This is a genomic window from Methylobacterium sp. Gmos3 (assembly GCF_056430985.1).
The window spans coordinates 304,901-322,058 of sequence record NZ_JBWJYL010000008.1 but is presented as its reverse complement, the minus strand read 5'-3'; the positions used below and the strand labels follow the sequence as shown (position 1 = coordinate 322,058).

The window sequence follows — 17,158 nt, the reverse complement described above, 5'->3', positions numbered from 1 at the left end:
CCTTGCCGGATCGCGAAAACGGGCTCTGAGCCCGCCAGCCCGGATTGTATCCGGCGGCGTGGGCATCACTGACACGGGTTCAGGGCAGGCATGGCCAACGTCGTCGTAGTCGGCGCCCAATGGGGTGACGAGGGCAAGGGCAAGATCGTCGACTGGCTCTCAGAGCAGGCCGACGTGGTGGTCCGTTTCCAGGGCGGCCACAATGCCGGCCACACGCTCGTGATCGACGGCGTGACCTACAAGCTGTCGCTGCTGCCTTCGGGCGTGGTGCGCGGTGGAACGCTGTCGGTGATCGGCAACGGCGTCGTGGTCGATCCTTGGCACCTCGTCGAAGAGATCGCGAAGATCGCGCAGCAGGGCGTGTCGATCACGCCTGAGAACCTGCGCGTCGCCGACAATGCCACCTTGATCCTGCCCCTTCACCGCGAGCTCGACCATTACCGCGAGACCTCGAACGCGGTGCTGAAGATCGGCACCACGAAGCGGGGCATCGGCCCGGCCTACGAGGACAAGGTGGGACGCCGGGCGATCCGCGTGGTCGACCTCGCCGACGCCGACATGCTGGACGCGAAGATCGCGCGGCTGCTCGCGCACCACAACGCCCTGCGCCGTGGCCTCGGCATCGAGGAGATCGACGGGGCCGCGCTGAAGGCCGAGCTTCTCGCCATCGCCCCCAAGATCCTGCCCTTCGCCGACACGGTGTGGTCGCTGCTGGATGAGGCCCGCCGCGCGGGCAAGCGCATCCTGTTCGAGGGCGCCCAGGGCGCGCTCCTCGATGTCGATCACGGCACCTACCCCTACGTCACCTCGTCCAACATCGTGGCGGCGCAGGCGGCGACGGGCTCCGGCCTCGGCCCCTCGGCGATCGGCTACGTGCTCGGCATCGTGAAGGCCTACACGACCCGCGTCGGCGAAGGCCCCTTCCCCACCGAACTGACCGACGCCACCGGCGAGCGGCTCGGCGAGCGCGGCCGTGAGTTCGGCGTCGTCACAGGGCGCAAGCGCCGCTGTGGCTGGTTCGATGCGGCCCTGGTGCGGCAGACGGTGCGCACCTCCGGCATCAACGGCATCGCGCTGACCAAGCTCGACATCCTCGACGGGTTCGAGACCATCCAGATCTGCACGGGCTACCGCCTGGATGGGAAGGTGATCGACCATCTCCCCGCGAGCCAGGCCGCCCAGGCCCGCGTCGAGCCGATCTACGAGGCCTTCGAGGGATGGGCCGAGACCACGGCCGGTGGCCGGTCCTGGGCCGACCTGCCGGCGCAGGCCATCAAGTACGTGCGCCGGATCGAAGAGTTGATCGGCGCCCCGGTGGCGCTGCTCTCGACCTCGCCGGAGCGCGACGACACCATCCTGATGCACAATCCCTTCGAGGATTGATCGGCTGGGGCGCATATGTCGTTGATGGCGCCCCACTAATGCCGTCAACGGTATTGAATGGCCGCCGATTGGGTTAAAAGAACGTAGCAAGGAAACGGCGGTGGCTTCGGCCTCAGCCGGCAGGGCGCCAAGCGGGCGAACCGGAGCAGAATGGCCGATTATTACCCGCTTCTGGCTAGGGCCCTCGACGCTCTTCCCGACCGCTCGCCAGGCTTGCGTCGCGCCGTCTACGATCGGGCGCGCAACGCGCTGATCAGCCAACTGCGTTCCCTGGAACCGCCGCTCTCCGAGGACGACATCGACCTCGAACGGCGCGCCCTCGACACCGCCATCGAGCGCTTGGAGGTCGAGCACGGCGGCATCCCGGCGCCCGCCAACGACGCAGCCAAGGCGGCGGCCGGCGAGCCCGCCAAGGAGTTGGTGAAGGAGCCGGCGAAGGAACCTGCCCAGGAACCCGCTCCCGTCGCGGCTCCCCCTCCCCCGCCCGCCCCGGAACCGGCACCCGCCCCCGAGCCGCAGGTCGAACCGGTGGCCGAGCGCATGGCCACGGCCGCAGCCGATCCCCTGCCCGAGGCGGCACCGCCGGAGCAGGCGCCGCCGCCGGAGCCGGTGCTGCCCGCCGCGCCCTCCCCGCGCTTCGTCCTGACGCCGGAGCCGGCGAACGAGACGCCGCGCGAGGCGGCCATCGCCATCACATCCCGCAAGCCCTTGACCGGGCTCGACACGGAATTCCTTCCGGTGAACGCATCCCCCGCCGTCGAGGCGGCGCAGGCGGAAGAACCGGAGATGGCCGGGGAAGCGGGCCAGGGCCGCCAGCGCCCGCGCATCGCCGTCGTCGCGCCCCGCAGCAGCCGTTCGCGGGTGCTCCGCAACCTCGTGATCGGCGTGGTGCTCGTGGCGGTGATCGGCGCCATCGCCGTCGCGGCCTTCCTTCTGCGCGACAAGCCTCAACTCGTGGCGCGCTCGATCCCGGAATTGCAGCAGCCCGCCGGCGAGAATCCCGAGGCGAAGTTCAACGACCGCGTCGGCGGTGACTCCGCGCCGGCCGAGCGGCCCAAGCCCAAGCAGGACAGCGCGGCACCCAAGACGGCTGCGCCGGCGGCGCCGTCCGAGCCCGGTGTCGCCGTGGCCCAGCGGGCGCTCCTCATCGAGGAATCGACCTCGGCGGACAGTTCGCAGCCGATCACGACGCAAGGGCGGGTGACATGGCGCCTCGACACCGCCAACGGAGAGCAGGGGCAGCCGCTCCAGACCTCGGCGGTGGCTACGGTGACCTATCCGGAGGCCGGTCTCACCCTCACCATGACGATCCAGAAGAATCTGGACACGACCCTGCCGGCCTCCCACACGGTGAGTCTGTCCTTCAGCCAGGGCGGCAACGATCCCACCGCGCGCGTGGTGCAGGATGTCGGGCTGCTGCAGGCGAAGGACGACGAGAACAGCCGGGGTTCGCCCGTATCGGGTCTGCCGGTGCGGGTGCGCGACAATCTCTTCCTGATAGGCCTGTCGTCGCTGCCCGCCGATGTGGAGCGCAACACCGAATTGCTGCTCCACAGGGCGTGGTTCGATGTGGCCCTGCGTTACACGTCCGGGCGCCGTGCGGTGCTGACTTTCGAGAAAGGCTCGTCGGGCGAGCAGGTGCTGCAACAGGCCTTCGAAGCCTGGAAATGACCCTTCACGACGCACGAAGCCGGCGGGTCGCACCGCCGGCTTCGTGCGTATCGGAACTGGCCTGCGGCCCTAGTGCATCGATCCAGACGAAGGCGTCAGCCGTGTCTGGAAAAATTGATGCGAAAACAAGGAGCTAGGGCAGAGACGCATGAACGGAGTGAGTGCGTCTCTGCCCTAGTGGTGGGCGTGGGCGGCGCGGGGCGCCTCGCGGGTGGCCACGTTGCGCTTGACCGCCTCCTGCACCTTCTCGAAGGCGCGGACCTCGATCTGGCGGACACGCTCACGGGAGACACCGAACTCGCCCGACAGATCCTCGAGGGTGATCGGATCTTCGGCGAGGCGCCGGGCCTCGAAGATGCGCCGCTCGCGCGGGTTGAGCACGCCGAGCGCGTCGCGCAGGGCGGTGAGGCGGTTCTGCCCCTCCTGCTCGCGCACCAGCACGGTCTCCTGGCTCGGGCTGTTGTCCACCAGCCAATCCTGCCACTCGCCCTCGCCCTCCTCGCGCAGGGGCGCGTTGAGGGAGGTGTCGCCGGAGAGGCGGCGGTTCATGTCCACCACGTCCTGCTCCGGCACGCCGAGGCGGGTCGCGATCTGTGAGACCTGATCCGGGCGAAGGTCGCCCTCTTCCAGCGCGGAGATGCGGCCCTTGGCCTTGCGCAGGTTGAAGAACAGCTTCTTCTGGTTGGCGGTGGTGCCCATCTTCACGAGGGACCACGAGCGCAGGATGTATTCCTGGATCGCCGCCTTGATCCACCACATCGCATAGGTGGCCAGCCGGAAGCCCTTGTCCGGGTCGAACCGCTTGACGGCCTGCATCAGGCCCACGTTGCCCTCGGACACGACCTCGGCGATCGGCAGCCCATAGCCGCGATAGCCCATGGCGATCTTCGCGACGAGGCGCAGGTGCGAGGTCACGAGGCGGTGGGCGGCCTCGCGGTCGCCGCCATCGCGCCAGGATTTGGCGAGAGTGAACTCTTCCGCCGGCTCCAGCATCGGGAACTTGCGGATCTCGTCGAGGTAGCGGGAAAGGCCACCTTCGTTGGCGAGCACGGGCAGCGTACCGGCCATGGCATGACTCCTCAAACAGGTCCCCCAGACGGGCGGACGCGGTGATCGACGGGGCCGCTCTTGAGCCGACCCCTCCGAGCGCCCATCTCAAGGGGGCCGCTCGACCGATCCGATCGCGTCTGAGGCACGCTTACGTCGCCACTAACGCACGACCGGATCGTTGGGTTGAAGGATGGCACGAAGTGCCGCGGGCTGTCGTGCCCTTTCGCACGCTGATCGTCAAAATTACGCGACCAGCGCAGCCTTTAGCGCGGCCATGTCCGGCGGAAGCGGGCTCACGAAATGCAGCGTTTCGCCCGAGCGCGGATGGGCGAAGCCGAGCACTTCCGCGTGCAGCGCCTGCCTCCCGAGCGTGGTGAGGGCGGCCCGCGCGCGCTCCCCCAACTTCGCCGCCTTGGTGCGGAAGGCGGCGCCGTAGACGGCATCGCCCAGCAGCGGATGCCCGCGATGGGCGAGGTGGACGCGGATCTGATGCGTGCGCCCCGTCTCGAGCCGGCATCGCACGAGGCTCGCCTCCGCGTACCGTTCCGCCACGGCATAATGCGTGATCGCGTGGCGACCGGACTCGTCCGACACCACGGCGATCTTCTCGCGGTTGTGCCGGGAGCGGGCGAGGCTGGCGGTGATCGTTCCCACCGGCGGGTTCGGCTCGCCCCAGACGAAGGCGAGGTAGGCGCGTTCCAGCGGGCCGGTCCGTCCGTGATCGGCGAACTGGGCGGCGAGGCCGTGATGGGCCACATCGTTCTTGGCCACGACGATGAGGCCGCTCGTATCCTTGTCGAGGCGGTGGACGATGCCGGGCCGGCGCACGCCGCCGACACCGGAGAGGCTCGCGCCGCAATGGGCGATCAGCGCGTTGACGAGCGTCCCGCCGGCATGGCCCGGCGCGGGGTGGACGACGAGCCCGGCGGGCTTGTCGATGACGATCAGGTCGTCATCCTCGTAGGCGATGACGAGATCGACCGCCTCGGCCTCGGGCACCGGATCGGCGGGCGGCGGCATGTCGAGGACGAGGCGTGTTCCGGCCGGGATCTTCGCGGAGGGATCACGCAGCACGCCGTCATCGCGGCGGACATGGCCCTCGCGCACGAGGTCCTGCAGCCGTGCGCGCGACAGGTCGGGGAAGAGCCCGACGAGGGCGCGGTCGAGCCGCTGCCCCCCTTCCTCCACGACGCCGACACGCTCTTGTCCGTACTCGTCCACCTGCGCGCACCCGCTCGTTGAAATATCTGCGGGACGGCTCTTGTGCCCCGATCCGGGCGTCGCTATAGCAACGCGGCGCCGCCGGAAAGCTCCCATCGTCTAGCGGTCTAGGACGTCGCCCTCTCACGGCGAAAACAGGGGTTCGATTCCCCTTGGGAGCGCCACCGGCGCAAACTTCCGCAAATTCTACAACGACTTGACCCTGACGCCGCACGCATGTCCGGCGCTGGCGTCATCGCTGACGCGACCGCGTGCGCCGTGCGCGGGGCACGTGCGCTGGGCGTCCCGCGTTTCAGGCGATGGCCGGCAAGCCTTCGCCCGGCGCGCGATGGCGTCCGGTCCCTACTGGGACAAGACCACCCGGCCGCCGAGCGGGCCGACGCCCTTCGGCACGGGCACGCTGGTGCCGTCGTAATTGGCGTTGAGATAGAGGGTCGGCCCTTCGTAGAGGTTGACCTGCCGCGCCACCAGGACGGTGTAGGCGGATTGATCCGCCACCGGCTTGTCGGCATCGATCACGACGCGGCCAGCGGGCAGGTAGATCGTGCCAAGCATGGTGCGGGCGTTGTTGCTGATGATCCGATAGGTCCGCATCGGCTGCGACTGCCCGAGCGGCGGCGGCGTCTTCGGCAATGGCGCACCGGTGAGGTCGTCGATCACGTTGAGTGCCGGATCGAGGGGGCTCGACACAGTCGGCTGCTCGGTCATGAGCATGCCTGCCATCACCCCGGTCGTCGGCGCCGAGAGGCTGACGGTGGTCTTCTTGTCGAACAGCAGGCCAGCCTTATCGCCCGTGAAGAAGAAGCCGACATCGACGCCGGTCAGCGTCCCGTTGTCCTTCACGATGAGAGGACCGTTCTTGAACACGTAAATGCCGGGCTTCAGCGTCACCACGGCATTCTTCTTGATCGTGAGGCCGCCGCAAAAGGTGCCGGGCTCGAGGACCACGTCCTTGTCGACGTTTGCCATCTTGCCGGACGGCAGGAGGTTGAAGGGGTACGGCAGAGTGGCGCAATCGCCGATCGGCGGGGTGGGACGGCCCTTGAGCGGATCCTGAATCGCCGGACAATCGGTCTGTGGCGGCGGCGAAAAATTCGCGCGTACCCCCGAATAGCCGCCCGCCGAGCAGATCGTATCCGCCCGCGCCAAGGCATTGTCGCCGCCGACCATGCCGGTCTGACTCGCGGAGTCCGAATAGAGCGAGCAACCCAGCGCCGTGACCTGCGCGTTCTTTTGAAGATTGAAGGCGCCGGGTGCCATCGGATCCAGAGTGAGCATGCACAGGCGCATCTTGCCGACGATGCTGACCTTGGCCTGAGCCGCCACGTTCACCGCGCCGATGCCGAGGAAGCGGGCGAAGGTGAGCGAAACGCTGTCCTCGGCGCGGGCGAACACGCTGGTCTTGTCGTCCGCCACGGTGACGGTGATGGTGAGTGGGTTGCGCGCCGACGTGGACGCGTTGGTGACGATGATCTGCTCGACAACGCCCCGGATCGAGGCGGTGCTCGAGGCGGCGAGCTTGAGGGCGTTGCCTCCGGCGAGGGCGCCGGCATCGACCGCGCTCTGGAGTTGCGTCCGCCGGGCTACGAGGCGGGCGTAGTCGATGCCGCCGCCCACGAGGCCGAAGACGAGCGGTGATGTGAGCGCGAAAGTCAGGGCGACGCTGCCCCGGCGGTTTCGAACGACGGTGAAGCCGCCGTGCTTGCGCTTCCAGGCCGTTCGCAGCCTGCGGAACCCGTCCAGTATGGCCTTACCCGTCATTTCTCGTTGATCTTGTAGGAGGGTGGCGGAATTCTTATGGAGAAAAGATCCCTGAAAAATTAACGCAAGAAAAGAATCGGCGGATTATGCACATGCCCCGCAGCCTTGCTTGCGCCAGGACGTAAAAACATCTGATGTTGCTTAATCTCGGACGGACGTTGCTCGATTGCGCGCAACGTCTTGGTTCGGACGGCCATACAGCCTCACGATCGCAGCCCGCTTGCGCCTCGGCGACTGCGCCCGCGACGTCGTGAAGCGGGATGTGCGATCGCACCTGCGACCTGCGTGGGCCTTCCCGCTGATCGGACGCGCCGGGCCACGTCGAAGCTTGTCCCGAGACGCACGGCGAACCAGCCGCTCGGCTGCCCGGCGCACCCGCTCGCCCGTATCCAATGCGCCATCGAATTCCGGCACCAAAATGCGCGAGTTGCCAATGTTGTGAACCAACGCGTTGGCGGTGCACAGTTCTCGCCCCATTGCTGCCAACTTGAAAGTTTATTAATGTTTAGGAATGCGTAGTCGATATTTGTCGATCCTCGAGATCGTATTTCGCTAGGGCGGACCAAGCATGGCAAGCTGGGTGAATGCTGTTGGGGTGACCCTGCACGACAGTGCTGCGCCGACGAAGTACTATACCGCCGCGACGAAGGGGCAGACCCTGACCGGGACCTCCGGCGCCGACGGATTCTCCACCAAGCTGTCGACTCCGGCGACGCTCGTCGGAGGCGCGGGCGACGACACCTATTCCCTCGCCGACGGCAGTGCGACGCCGGTCGAGAACCCCAATGGCGGCATCGATACCGTGGAGACGTGGTGGCGTGACTACACGATCCCCGCGAACATCGAGAATCTGGTGATCAACGGAACAGCCCGCGTCACCGGCAACAGTCTCGACAACATCATCCGGGGCGATTCTTACGCGCAGACGATCGACGGTGGCGCCGGCAACGACGTGCTCATCGGCGGAGGCGGCAGTGACACCTTCGTGGTCACGAAGGGCCAAGGCAGCGATGTGATCGTCGATTTCCAGAGTGGCGCATCGGGCGACATCGTTCGCCTTCAAGGCTACGCCCTGACGAGTTTCGCGCAGGTGAAAGGCGCGATGACGCAAGTCGGCGCCGACGTGAAGCTGGCCTTGAGCCCGAGCGAAACCCTGGTCTTCCGCAACCACGCCATCAGCGACTTCACCTCCGGGAACTTCCAGCTCCCCGTCGTGACGGCGAACCGCACCCTGACCTTCGCGGACGACTTCAACAGCCTCAGCCTGTGGAACGGCAAGACGGGCACATGGGAGACGACGACTGCCGGTTCGGCGCTCAACAGCAGCGGCAGCACGCTGGCGTCCAACCATGAGGAAGAGTGGTACATCAACAGTAACTACGCGCCGACCGCTTCGGTGAAGCCGTGGGTCGTCAAGAACGGTGTCCTGGAACTCACCGCCGCGAAAGCCAGCGCGGCGATCAAGCCTGCCATCAACGATTTCGATTACACATCAGGCCTGATCAATTCACACGAATCGTTCTCGCAGACCTATGGGTACTTCGAGATGCGGGCGCAGTTGCCGGCCGGCAAGGGGTTGTGGCCCGCCTTCTGGCTTCTGCCGCAGGATGGGTCCTGGCCGCCCGAACTCGACATCATGGAGGTGATCGGCAGCAAGCCGAACACGCTGACGACCACCGTCCACACGATGGACGGCGGCACCAAGGGCGGCACCTCCATCGCGTCCACCGTCGCGGACATGACGACCGGGTTCCACACCTACGGCGTCGATTGGGAGCAGGACACGATCCGCTGGTACTTCGACGGCGTCGAGGTCTCGTCGGTCGCGACTCCGTCCGACATGCACAAGCCGATGTACATGGTGGTCAATCTGGCGGTGGGTGGGACGTGGCCGGGCAGCCCGGACGCGTCGACGGTGCTGCCGGCCAAGATGTTGATCGACTACATCCACGTCTATTCCGGGGACGGGGCCTCGGCGCCGACGGCCCAGCCCGCCGATACGTCGGTGGATGCGGTTCCAGCGAAGAGCGCGAGCGGCGGCGCCCTGTTCGCGGTGAACGCGGTCGGGACGGCCCTCTACGAGAGCGCCCCGAAGGCGCACGGCTTCGTCGCGACCGGGACGAACCACAAGGTCGTGGGCACTGCGGATGCCGACGCCCTGCGCGGGAACGGCACGTCCAGCCTCAGCGGCGGGGCCGGTGACGACACCTATTACGTCACCGGGAACGATACGGTCGCCGAGGCCAGCGGCGGCGGGACGGACACGGTCGTCGTGTACAAGAGCTACGCCCTTCCTGCGAATGTCGAGAACCTGACCCAGCTCGGCGTGAACGCGACCGCCACCGGCAACGCCCTCGACAACATCATCCAGGGTGGCGACGGACGGCAGATCCTCGATGGCGGCGCCGGGAACGATGTGCTGAAGGGTGGCGCCGGCTCGGACATCTTCGTGTTCAGCGCCGGCCATGACCGCGTGCTCGATTTCCAGGCCGGAGCCACGGGCGATCAGGACATCCTGCGTGTGTCCAAGGCCGATTTCACCACCGTGGACGCGGTGCGGGCGGCGGCCAAGCTCGTGGACGCCGATCATGACGGTCAGGTCGACGACGTGCTGATCACGCACGGGAACGACTCGATCGAGCTCCTGAACCTCAGCCTCGCCAAGCTCGACGCCGGCCATATCCTGATCGTCTGAACGTGCCATCCGTCGCGGCCCCGGTCTCGGCCGGGGTCCGCGCAGGCATCGGCCCTCCGGCCACATCCGGCGAAAAAGAATCCTGTGCTGCTCGCGGCTTCTTGACCGAGCGGCGCCGACAACCTTAGCCCTGAATCATGCGTGCGCTCCGGCCAGTTTGGGCTCGTGTTCGCGTGGTCGTCAGCGTGGCCGCGCTGTATGCGCTTGCGCTGCAGGCCGTCCTGGGCGGGGTGCTCTCGGCGGGGCTCAGTTGGCAGGAGCATCAGCTCTGCCTTCAGGCCATCGACACCACCGTGAGTGCCTCCGCCGAGGGCGGCCCGACCAAGGGCAGCCCGGCGCATCATCACCACGCCTGCTGTACGGCCGCCCAGACTATCGCGCCCTTCAGCGCGCCCATGCCTGTCGCGAGCGCCATCGCATGGCCCGAGCGCCGCGCCATCGGCTTGACGTGGCGCCCGGAAGTCGCGGCGGCGCCGCGTGCGCCGCCCAGCCTCCGTCCCAACGCCCGCGCCCCTCCCGTCGTCTGATCGATCGCTCTTTCCCCGATCCCATCAGACACGGAAACTCGTCATGCATCGCCTCTTCCGGGGCGCGCTTCGCGCTGCCCTGCTGCCGCCGTTGTTCGTCGGCACCCCGGCTCTGGCCGAACCGGATGCCGCCCAGGTTACCCTGCCCCAACTCAGCGTCGCGGGTATCGCCGGCTCCGTCACCGTCCCGAGCGTCGCCCAGCAACGCGAGGCGCTGAACGCGACGGTCGGATCCGTCGCCTTCGTCGACGCCGCGAGCTTCCAGAACCGCTACGCCAACACCCTGCGCGACGTCCTGAAGGACACGCCCGGCGTCTACGTGCAGGAGCGCTACGGCCAGGAGATCCGCCTCTCCGTGCGCGGCTCCGGCATCAGCCGGGGCTACCACCTGCGCGGCATCGAGATCCTGCAGGACGGCATCCCCTTCAACCTCGCGGATGGGAGCGGCGACTTCTACCAGATCGATCCGCTCGCCCTGCGCTCGGCCGAAGTCTACAAGGGCGGCAACGCGCTGACCTTCGGCGCGACGACCCTCGGCGGGGCGGTGAACTTCGTCACGCCCACCGCCTACACGGCCTTCGCGCCGAACATCCTGCGTCTCGACGGCGGTTCGTTCGGGACGATCCGCGAGAATGCCCAGGTCTCGCGCATCGATGGGCCGGTGGATGTGCTCCTGAACGGCACCGTGACCAACGCGGACGGGTTCCGACAGCACGAGACGCAGAGGACGCAGAACTTCAACGCCAATCTCGGCTACCAGATCGCCCCCGGCATCGAGACGCGCTTCTACCTCGGCACCTATCTCACCGACCAGAAGCTGCCCGGCTCACTCACCCTGTTCGACTCCCTGAACAACCCGCGCCTCGCCAATCCGACCGCGATCCTGGGCAACCAGTCGCGGAAGGTCGAGACGGAGCGTGTCGCCAACCGCACCTCGTTCCTCCTCGATGTCGGCAAGCTCGATATCGACACCTGGGCGATCCACAAGTCCCTCTACCATCCGATCTTCCAGGCGATCGATCAGGACGGCTGGACCTACGGAATCAGCCCGCATTGGGCGGGGACGTTCGATCTCGGCGGCTACCGCAACGACACGATCCTCGGGCTGCGCGCCTTCGCGGGTCAGAACAGCGCGCTGCAATTCGTGAACATCCGCGGCAACCGTGGCGCGCAGACCCTGAACGCCCTTCAGAGCGCATCGAACCTCGAGGCCTATGGCGAGAACCGATTCTGGTTCCTGCCGGACGTCGCGCTCATGACCGGCGCCAAGCTCTTCTCCTCGAACCGCACCTACAGCAGCAAGGGGGGCTTCGCCGCGAACCCGGCGGTGCAGTTCGGCAATGTCACCTACGAGGGCGTGAACCCGAAGCTCGGGTTGCTGTGGCAGCCGCTGCCGGAGATCCAGGTCTTCGGCGACGTCACCCGCTCGCGCGACGTGCCCGACTTCTCCGACCTCGTGCAGCAGAACACGTTCCGCACCACCTTCGTGCCGCTGGAGGCCCAGCGCGCCTGGACCTACGAGGCCGGCACGCGCGGGCATATCGACCGGCTGACCTGGGACGTGACGCTCTACCGCTCCGAAATCCGTGACGAGTTGACCAACTTCAACACGGCGGCGGGTCTGTCCCTGAACGTCCCGGCGGCGACGTTCAACGCCCCGCGCACCTTGCATCAGGGCGTGGAGGCGGCTGTCACCCTCGCGGTCGCCCGCGACCTCACCGGCATCGGCGACACGCTGTCGGTGACCCAGATCTGGACGCACAACGACTTCCGCTTCGTGCGCGACGCGACGTTCGGGAACAACCGCATCGCGGGCATCCCCGACGACGTGCTGCGCTGGGTGCTGAGCTACGCGCATCCGAGCGGGTTCTATCTTGCGCCATCGGTGGATTGGGTGCCGCGCGGCGCCTTCGCCGATCACGCCAACACCCTGCGCGCGCCGGGCTACGCCCTGTTCAACATCCAGACCGGATGGGACTTCCGCAATGGCGTGTCGCTGTTCGTGGACGCCCGCAACCTGACGGACGAACGCTACATCTCCGACATCGGCGTGGTGGCCGATGCGCGGGCGGGCGCCGGGGGCGCGGCGGCCCTGGCCGCCTTCTTTCCGGGGAACGGGCGCAGCGTGTTCGCGGGGCTCAGAGCTTCGTTCTGACGCGCCGACGTCACTGGGCCGCCACCGCCGTCATCTCGGATTGGAGGCGGCCGATCACCCCCCGGTCGGCTTGGCCATGGTCGCACTCCGTGCAGATCGCCAGGATCTCATCCCAGCGGGACATGAAGGCGGCGACGCAGGCCGGATCGAAATGCCGGCCGGCCTCGGCCTGGATGCAGCGCAGGGCCTCGTCGGGCGGGATCGCCCCTTTGTAGGGGCGGATCGTCGTGAGGGCGTCGAAGACGTCGGCAACCGCCACGATCCGCGCCGCGAGGGGGATCGCCAGCCCGGCGATGCCGCGCGGGTAGCCGGTGCCGTCCCAGCGCTCATGGTGGCCACCCGCGATGGCCGCCGCCAGCCTGATCAGCTCCGATGGGCTCTGGCCGAGGATTCGCTCGCCGATCGCGGCATGGGTGCGCACGAGCGTCATCTCGTCGTCGGTCAACCGCCCCTTCTTGAGGAGGACGTCGTCGGGGATGGCGACTTTGCCGACATCGTGAAGGGGGGCGGCGAGGTAGAGGCGGTGGCACAGATCGGCCTCCAGGCCCATCGCCTCGGCCATGATCTGGCTGTAGCGGGCGACGCGCCACGTATGATGCCCGGTGTCGTTGTCGCGGTACTCCACCGCCAGGGCGAGGCGGAAGATGATCTCTTCCTCCCGTTCGAGGACGTGGCATTCGGCGGTTCTCGCTCGATCGGCAAGTTCGACGGCTTGATCGTCCAGCCGGCGCATGGCGGCGGCCAGCCGGATCTGGTTGCGCAGGCGAACCTTGAACTCGACTCCGTCCGTGTGCTTCTCGAGGAAGTCCGTGGCCCCCGCCTCCAGGGCTGCGAGCCTGAGGCCCTCCGAGGTGTCGGACGTGATCATCACCACCGGCACCTGCGCGTAATGCGGGCTTTTGCAGAGACGACCGATGAATTCGACGCCGTCCATGCCGGGCATATGCTGATCGACCAGAACGAGATCGAAGGATTGCGTTTGCGCCCGAAGTAAAGCCGCGCCGGGATGCGCGAACGCCGAGACGCTGACCCCATGCTCCTCCTCCAGCAAGTGGCGGAAACGCACGAGCATCGTGGGGCTATCGTCGACGAGGAGCGCATCCATGCTTCAAGTTCCGGCCGTTCTTATTGACCCGATGCCGGAGCGCCGGCTGGACCGGGAAGCCGATGTGGGCAATGGCACGTTCGGTCACGCAGGAATGCGACTTGGCGTTTTCTTGCAGCATCGATGGTGCAATCTGGCCGAGTCATTTTAAGAAAATATGCGAGTTCTCATCGCTTTTGAGACAGTTTATGAGATGAAAAGGCTCATCTCAAACTCACAAATCAATTGACGCGATCTCATAAGCTGCGTTCACGCGACGAATTATTGCATTCGCCACAATCTTTGTGTGTTGAAGGAATTGTATGACGATCCTACGACGCCTGCCGGGCGACCTGTCGTGCGACGAGGAGCGACAGCGCGAGGTTGAGCAAGGCGACGACGACCATGATGATCGCCAAGGGTGCGATGCCGAACCATTCCATGGCGTAGCCGCAGGCGATGGGGGTCGCCGCCTGCCCGAGGAGCGGCGGCCTCGCGAGGCGACCGATCACCGCCGCGTATTCGCCTTGACCGTAGAGGGCCAGGGGCAGCGTTCCGCGCACCACCGTGCGCATCCCGTTGCCCGCGCCGTACAGCATGATCGCGAGCCAAGCGAAGCTCGGCGCCACGACGAGAAGCAGGAGCCCGAGGGCCACGCTGCCCGCCGAGATCAGCAGCAGATGGATCGGGTGCGCGCGCTGCCCGAAGGTGAGTTCGAGCACGCGGGCGCCGACCTGCGACGGGCCGATCAGGGCGCTCAGCGCCACGGCCGATGCGGCCGGAATGCCGTGCGATTGCAGAAGCAGCAGCAATTCCACGGAGACCGCTGTCATCAGGATGGCCGCCGTGGTGAAGGTGAGCGCGAGGATCCCCTCCCCCGGCAAGCGCGGCGCCTCGACGCCGGGCGCGACCTTGATCGGCGCGGGTCCGGTGCCCTTCCCGCCCGGGAGGGCCAGGGCGAAGATCGGCGCCACCACGAAGGCCGCGAGCGCCGCGTAGACGAGGCAGGCGCCGCGCCAGCCGATATGCGCCACGAGGAAGCTCGACGCCGGCCAGCACAGGGTGATGGCGAAGCCCGAGGCGATGGCGATCTGCGTCATGGCGCTGCGCGCGCCAGCACCGTAGGCCTGCCCGATCGCCGCGAAGAGCGGATCGTAGAGGGCGCCGGCCATGCCGATGCCGATCACCACCCAGGCGGCGAGAAAGACGGGCAGGCTTCCCGCCATCGCCATCAGCACGAGGCCGGCGGCCATGATCAGCGTGCCGGTGACCAGCACCGGGCGCCCGCCGATCCTTCGGATGCGCGTGCCGACCCAGGGGGAGAGCAGGCCGGAGATGAGGATCGCCAGGGACAGCGCGCCGATCACCGCGCCCTGCGGCCAGCCGGTGGACTCCACGACGGGGCCGACGATCACCGCGATGAGGAAGAACGAGCCTCCCCACAGGATGATCTGCGTGAGGCCGAGCGCGGCGTTGCCGAGGGTGCTCGGTGCGCCGCGCGGCGCTTCAAGGACGGCTGGCATGGAACGGGCACGGGGAACGAAGGGCCTGAGGAGCGGCCGGTCCCTTCCGGCTAGATCGGCCCAGCCGATCCGACAAGGCTTTCGCGGCGGAACTCGCTCGGCGACCGGTCGAACCGCGTCCGGAAGCGGCGCGAGAAATGCGCCTGGTTCGAGAAGCCGCAATCGTAGGCGATCGTCCCGATGGGGATATGGGCGCAGGTCGAATCGGCGAGGCGCCTTGCGGCCTTGTCGAGGCGCCGTTCCCAGATCCATTCCGAGACGCAGTGCTCGCGCTCCTGGAACAATTCCTGGAGCCGCCGCAGCGACACGCCGACCCCTGCGGCGACGGCGGCGGGGTCCAGGGCCGGATCCCCGAGGTGGGACTCGATATGCGCCTTGGCGCGCTGCACCAGGACGTTGCCCTGCTGCGGCTTGGGCGTCTCGCGGGCCATGGCCTCGGCGAGGCTCGCCACGATCAGGTCGATGCCGATCGAGCCCATGCGCTCGGCCATCTCCGGCGTCAGCGCGCCGTGAACGCGCACCAGTTCCTCGATGAAGGTCCGCACCAGCGACGCACTCGGCAGGGCGGCGTCCACGGTCATCGCGCTGTAGAGCTGGGTCGAGCCGAGCGCTCCCTCGATTTGCCGCCGGGGCACTTCGAGGAGGTAGGAGCAGCTTCCGGTGCTCGACTGGAGGACGCCGGGCCGACGCTCGATCAGCACGATGTCGCCGGGGCGCTGCACCGCGTGGCGATCGTCCTGGGTGACGCTCGAGACGCCACTCAGCTTGATCGCGACCGAGAGCGTGTCGTGCTTCGCGTGTCGCCGGATCGTGTCCGACGTGGCCTCTGTCCGCAGGGCGCCTTGGGTGATCCGCGAGATCGCAAGCGAGCCTACGTCGGCCGCCTCGATCACACCCCGAAAAGGTTCATCGCTTAATTGTGATTGTTCGACCGGTACAAGTCGGTCGTGAATGATTTCGCTCCAGCGACCGAATTTCTTTCTTTCAGCAATCCCATCGGTCGAGAACATCATTCGCATCGGCACAACTGTCTCGAATCGAGCTATCGCGCGGTAGGACAAACGATACCGCGCGCCGAGGCAAGCGCAAGGCGTCCCGATTTCTAAGATCTAAGGTAGTAATCCGCAGCCTCCGCAACGGTTGGGCAAGCCCGCCCGATCGCACGTGAGGGCTGCCGCGAACCTACGGCAGACACATGACAACAGACGATTCCGCGCTCGCCTCCATCGGCCGTACCGCCGAGATGGTAGCCGCTTATGTCAGCTACAATTCCGTGCGACCCAGCGATGTGCCGGCCCTCATCGCCACGATGCACGAGGCTGTCCGGAACCTCGCTATGCCACAGCAGGCTTCATCTGAAGCCAAGCGGGAGAAGGTGTCGACCTCGGAAATCCGCCAGTCGATCCAGCCGGCCGGGCTCGTCAGCTTCCTCGATGGCAAGACGTACAAGACCCTGAAGCGCCACCTGAAGAAGCATGGCTTCACGCCGGATAGCTACCGAGCGCGTTTCGGCCTGCCGTCCGACTACCCGATGGTCGCGCCGAGCTACGCGCAGCGGCGCTCAGTGCTCGCGAAGGAACTGGGCTTCGGCCGCGCCGGCAGGAAGTAGGCGTTCGTTCAGCTCGTGCGGCGGGCCGTCCAGCGGCCCGAGCAGGAGCCGAGGCCGCTGAGCGTCCAGCGCCCCCTGCCGGCCTTGCCCTTCAGCCGCCCGCTCACCGAGACCACGGCGAGGCCACGGCGAATGGTGCCGGTGATGCCGCCATCGGCACCGGCACGGCCGCTCGCGTCCACGTCGTTGCCGCCGGCATCATCTACCACTCCGTCGCGGATGACGATCGGATAGTTGTACGGCCCGGCGCAGGATGTCTCGTCACCCGTCGCCACGACCGACCACGAGCCGTCGAAGCGACCGGCGGCCTCGGCAGTGCCGATCACGGCGATGAAAGCGAACGGCGCCAGGGCCACGGGGCAAATGGTCTTCATGATCTCCTCGTAACAGGACGCACCGGGCTGACAACGCACCGGACGCGCGATGCGACAAGAAAAGGCAACGGGCCGGGCGCACACCCGGAGCGGCTCAAGCGCCCG

General features: G+C 67.3%; 13 protein-coding genes and 1 tRNA gene. 7 read left to right on the top strand and 7 right to left on the bottom strand.

The features are described from left to right. The first annotated feature begins 90 nt into the window (after window positions 1-90). Window positions 91-1,383: an adenylosuccinate synthase gene (locus ACS5Q7_RS18790; RefSeq protein ID WP_478340781.1), complete on the top strand. Its 1,293-nt coding sequence runs from the start codon at window positions 91-93 to the stop codon at window positions 1,381-1,383. A 150-nt stretch (window positions 1,384-1,533) separates the two neighbouring features. Next, window positions 1,534-3,054 carry a histidine kinase gene (locus ACS5Q7_RS18785; protein ID WP_478340780.1) on the top strand — a complete coding sequence of 507 codons (1,521 nt, stop codon included), beginning with the start codon at window positions 1,534-1,536 and terminating at the stop codon, window positions 3,052-3,054. A 174-nt stretch (window positions 3,055-3,228) separates the two neighbouring features. Here the strand turns inward: ACS5Q7_RS18785 and rpoH are convergent, their stop codons facing one another. Both rpoH and ACS5Q7_RS18775 read right to left on the bottom strand, forming a co-directional pair. Next, window positions 3,229-4,122, bottom strand: a complete 894-nt coding sequence (rpoH, locus tag ACS5Q7_RS18780; protein ID WP_478340779.1) for an RNA polymerase sigma factor RpoH — start codon at window positions 4,120-4,122, stop codon at window positions 3,229-3,231. A gap of 225 nt (window positions 4,123-4,347) precedes the next feature. After that, a complete protein-coding gene (locus ACS5Q7_RS18775) occupies window positions 4,348-5,421 on the bottom strand; it encodes an RluA family pseudouridine synthase (RefSeq protein ID WP_478340778.1) in 1,074 nt (357 codons plus the stop codon). Here ACS5Q7_RS18775 and ACS5Q7_RS18770 point away from each other — a divergent pair. Beyond that, window positions 5,414-5,489: transfer RNA gene (locus tag ACS5Q7_RS18770), tRNA-Glu, on the top strand. The genes ACS5Q7_RS18775 and ACS5Q7_RS18770 overlap by 8 nt on opposite strands. A gap of 178 nt (window positions 5,490-5,667) precedes the next feature. On the opposite strand, the gene ACS5Q7_RS18765 is transcribed toward ACS5Q7_RS18770, so the two are convergent. Next, window positions 5,668-7,086: a TadE/TadG family type IV pilus assembly protein gene (locus tag ACS5Q7_RS18765; protein WP_478340777.1), complete on the bottom strand. Its 1,419-nt coding sequence runs from the start codon at window positions 7,084-7,086 to the stop codon at window positions 5,668-5,670. A gap of 568 nt (window positions 7,087-7,654) precedes the next feature. Here ACS5Q7_RS18765 and ACS5Q7_RS18760 point away from each other — a divergent pair. The 3 genes from ACS5Q7_RS18760 to ACS5Q7_RS18750 all read left to right on the top strand — a co-directional run bounded on the left by ACS5Q7_RS18760 (window position 7,655) and on the right by ACS5Q7_RS18750 (window position 12,463). After that, the gene (locus ACS5Q7_RS18760) at window positions 7,655-9,781 is read left to right on the top strand and encodes a family 16 glycosylhydrolase (RefSeq protein WP_478340776.1); all 2,127 of its coding nucleotides are present in this window, start codon (window positions 7,655-7,657) and stop codon (window positions 9,779-9,781) included. A gap of 185 nt (window positions 9,782-9,966) precedes the next feature. Further along, window positions 9,967-10,308, top strand: coding sequence for a hypothetical protein (locus ACS5Q7_RS18755; protein ID WP_478340775.1), 342 nt, complete (start codon window positions 9,967-9,969; stop codon window positions 10,306-10,308). Between the two features lie 43 nt (window positions 10,309-10,351). Further along, a complete protein-coding gene (locus ACS5Q7_RS18750) occupies window positions 10,352-12,463 on the top strand; it encodes a TonB-dependent receptor family protein (RefSeq protein ID WP_478340774.1) in 2,112 nt (703 codons plus the stop codon). A 10-nt stretch (window positions 12,464-12,473) separates the two neighbouring features. Here ACS5Q7_RS18750 and ACS5Q7_RS18745 read toward each other — a convergent pair whose 3' ends face one another. The 3 genes from ACS5Q7_RS18745 to ACS5Q7_RS18735 all read right to left on the bottom strand — a co-directional run bounded on the left by ACS5Q7_RS18745 (window position 12,474) and on the right by ACS5Q7_RS18735 (window position 16,089). Beyond that, complete coding sequence (locus ACS5Q7_RS18745) at window positions 12,474-13,568, bottom strand: HD domain-containing phosphohydrolase (protein WP_478340773.1); 1,095 nt, start codon at window positions 13,566-13,568, stop codon at window positions 12,474-12,476. Between the two features lie 311 nt (window positions 13,569-13,879). Continuing rightward, window positions 13,880-15,070, bottom strand: a complete 1,191-nt coding sequence (locus tag ACS5Q7_RS18740) for an MFS transporter (protein ID WP_478340772.1) — start codon at window positions 15,068-15,070, stop codon at window positions 13,880-13,882. 50 nt (window positions 15,071-15,120) lie between these two features. Beyond that, a complete protein-coding gene (locus tag ACS5Q7_RS18735) occupies window positions 15,121-16,089 on the bottom strand; it encodes a helix-turn-helix domain-containing protein (RefSeq protein WP_478340771.1) in 969 nt (322 codons plus the stop codon). Between the two features lie 176 nt (window positions 16,090-16,265). Here ACS5Q7_RS18735 and ACS5Q7_RS18730 point away from each other — a divergent pair, with 176 nt between their 5' ends. Next, window positions 16,266-16,679 carry a Ros/MucR family transcriptional regulator gene (locus ACS5Q7_RS18730; RefSeq protein WP_478340770.1) on the top strand — a complete coding sequence of 138 codons (414 nt, stop codon included), beginning with the start codon at window positions 16,266-16,268 and terminating at the stop codon, window positions 16,677-16,679. Between the two features lie 8 nt (window positions 16,680-16,687). Here the strand turns inward: ACS5Q7_RS18730 and ACS5Q7_RS18725 are convergent, their stop codons facing one another. Then, on the bottom strand, window positions 16,688-17,053 hold the full coding sequence (locus ACS5Q7_RS18725; protein WP_478340769.1) for a hypothetical protein: 366 nt from the start codon (window positions 17,051-17,053) through the stop codon (window positions 16,688-16,690). Window positions 17,054-17,158: the final 105 nt, after the last annotated feature.

Bases quoted from the DNA above. Each gene is read 5' to 3' on its own strand.
- ACS5Q7_RS18750 (WP_478340774.1), top strand. From the start codon at position 10,352: ATGCATCGCCTCTTCCGGGGCGCGCTTCGCGCTGCCCTGCTGCCGCCG.
- ACS5Q7_RS18730 (WP_478340770.1), top strand. From the start codon at position 16,266: ATGACAACAGACGATTCCGCGCTCGCCTCCATCGGCCGTACCGCCGAG.
- ACS5Q7_RS18725 (WP_478340769.1), bottom strand. From the start codon at position 17,053: ATGAAGACCATTTGCCCCGTGGCCCTGGCGCCGTTCGCTTTCATCGCC.
- ACS5Q7_RS18760 (WP_478340776.1), top strand. From the start codon at position 7,655: ATGGCAAGCTGGGTGAATGCTGTTGGGGTGACCCTGCACGACAGTGCT.
- ACS5Q7_RS18740 (WP_478340772.1), bottom strand. From the start codon at position 15,070: ATGCCAGCCGTCCTTGAAGCGCCGCGCGGCGCACCGAGCACCCTCGGC.
- ACS5Q7_RS18765 (WP_478340777.1), bottom strand. From the start codon at position 7,086: ATGACGGGTAAGGCCATACTGGACGGGTTCCGCAGGCTGCGAACGGCC.
- ACS5Q7_RS18790 (WP_478340781.1), top strand. From the start codon at position 91: ATGGCCAACGTCGTCGTAGTCGGCGCCCAATGGGGTGACGAGGGCAAG.
- ACS5Q7_RS18735 (WP_478340771.1), bottom strand. From the start codon at position 16,089: ATGCGAATGATGTTCTCGACCGATGGGATTGCTGAAAGAAAGAAATTC.
- ACS5Q7_RS18785 (WP_478340780.1), top strand. From the start codon at position 1,534: ATGGCCGATTATTACCCGCTTCTGGCTAGGGCCCTCGACGCTCTTCCC.
- ACS5Q7_RS18745 (WP_478340773.1), bottom strand. From the start codon at position 13,568: ATGGATGCGCTCCTCGTCGACGATAGCCCCACGATGCTCGTGCGTTTC.
- ACS5Q7_RS18775 (WP_478340778.1), bottom strand. From the start codon at position 5,421: ATGGGAGCTTTCCGGCGGCGCCGCGTTGCTATAGCGACGCCCGGATCG.
- rpoH (WP_478340779.1), bottom strand. From the start codon at position 4,122: ATGGCCGGTACGCTGCCCGTGCTCGCCAACGAAGGTGGCCTTTCCCGC.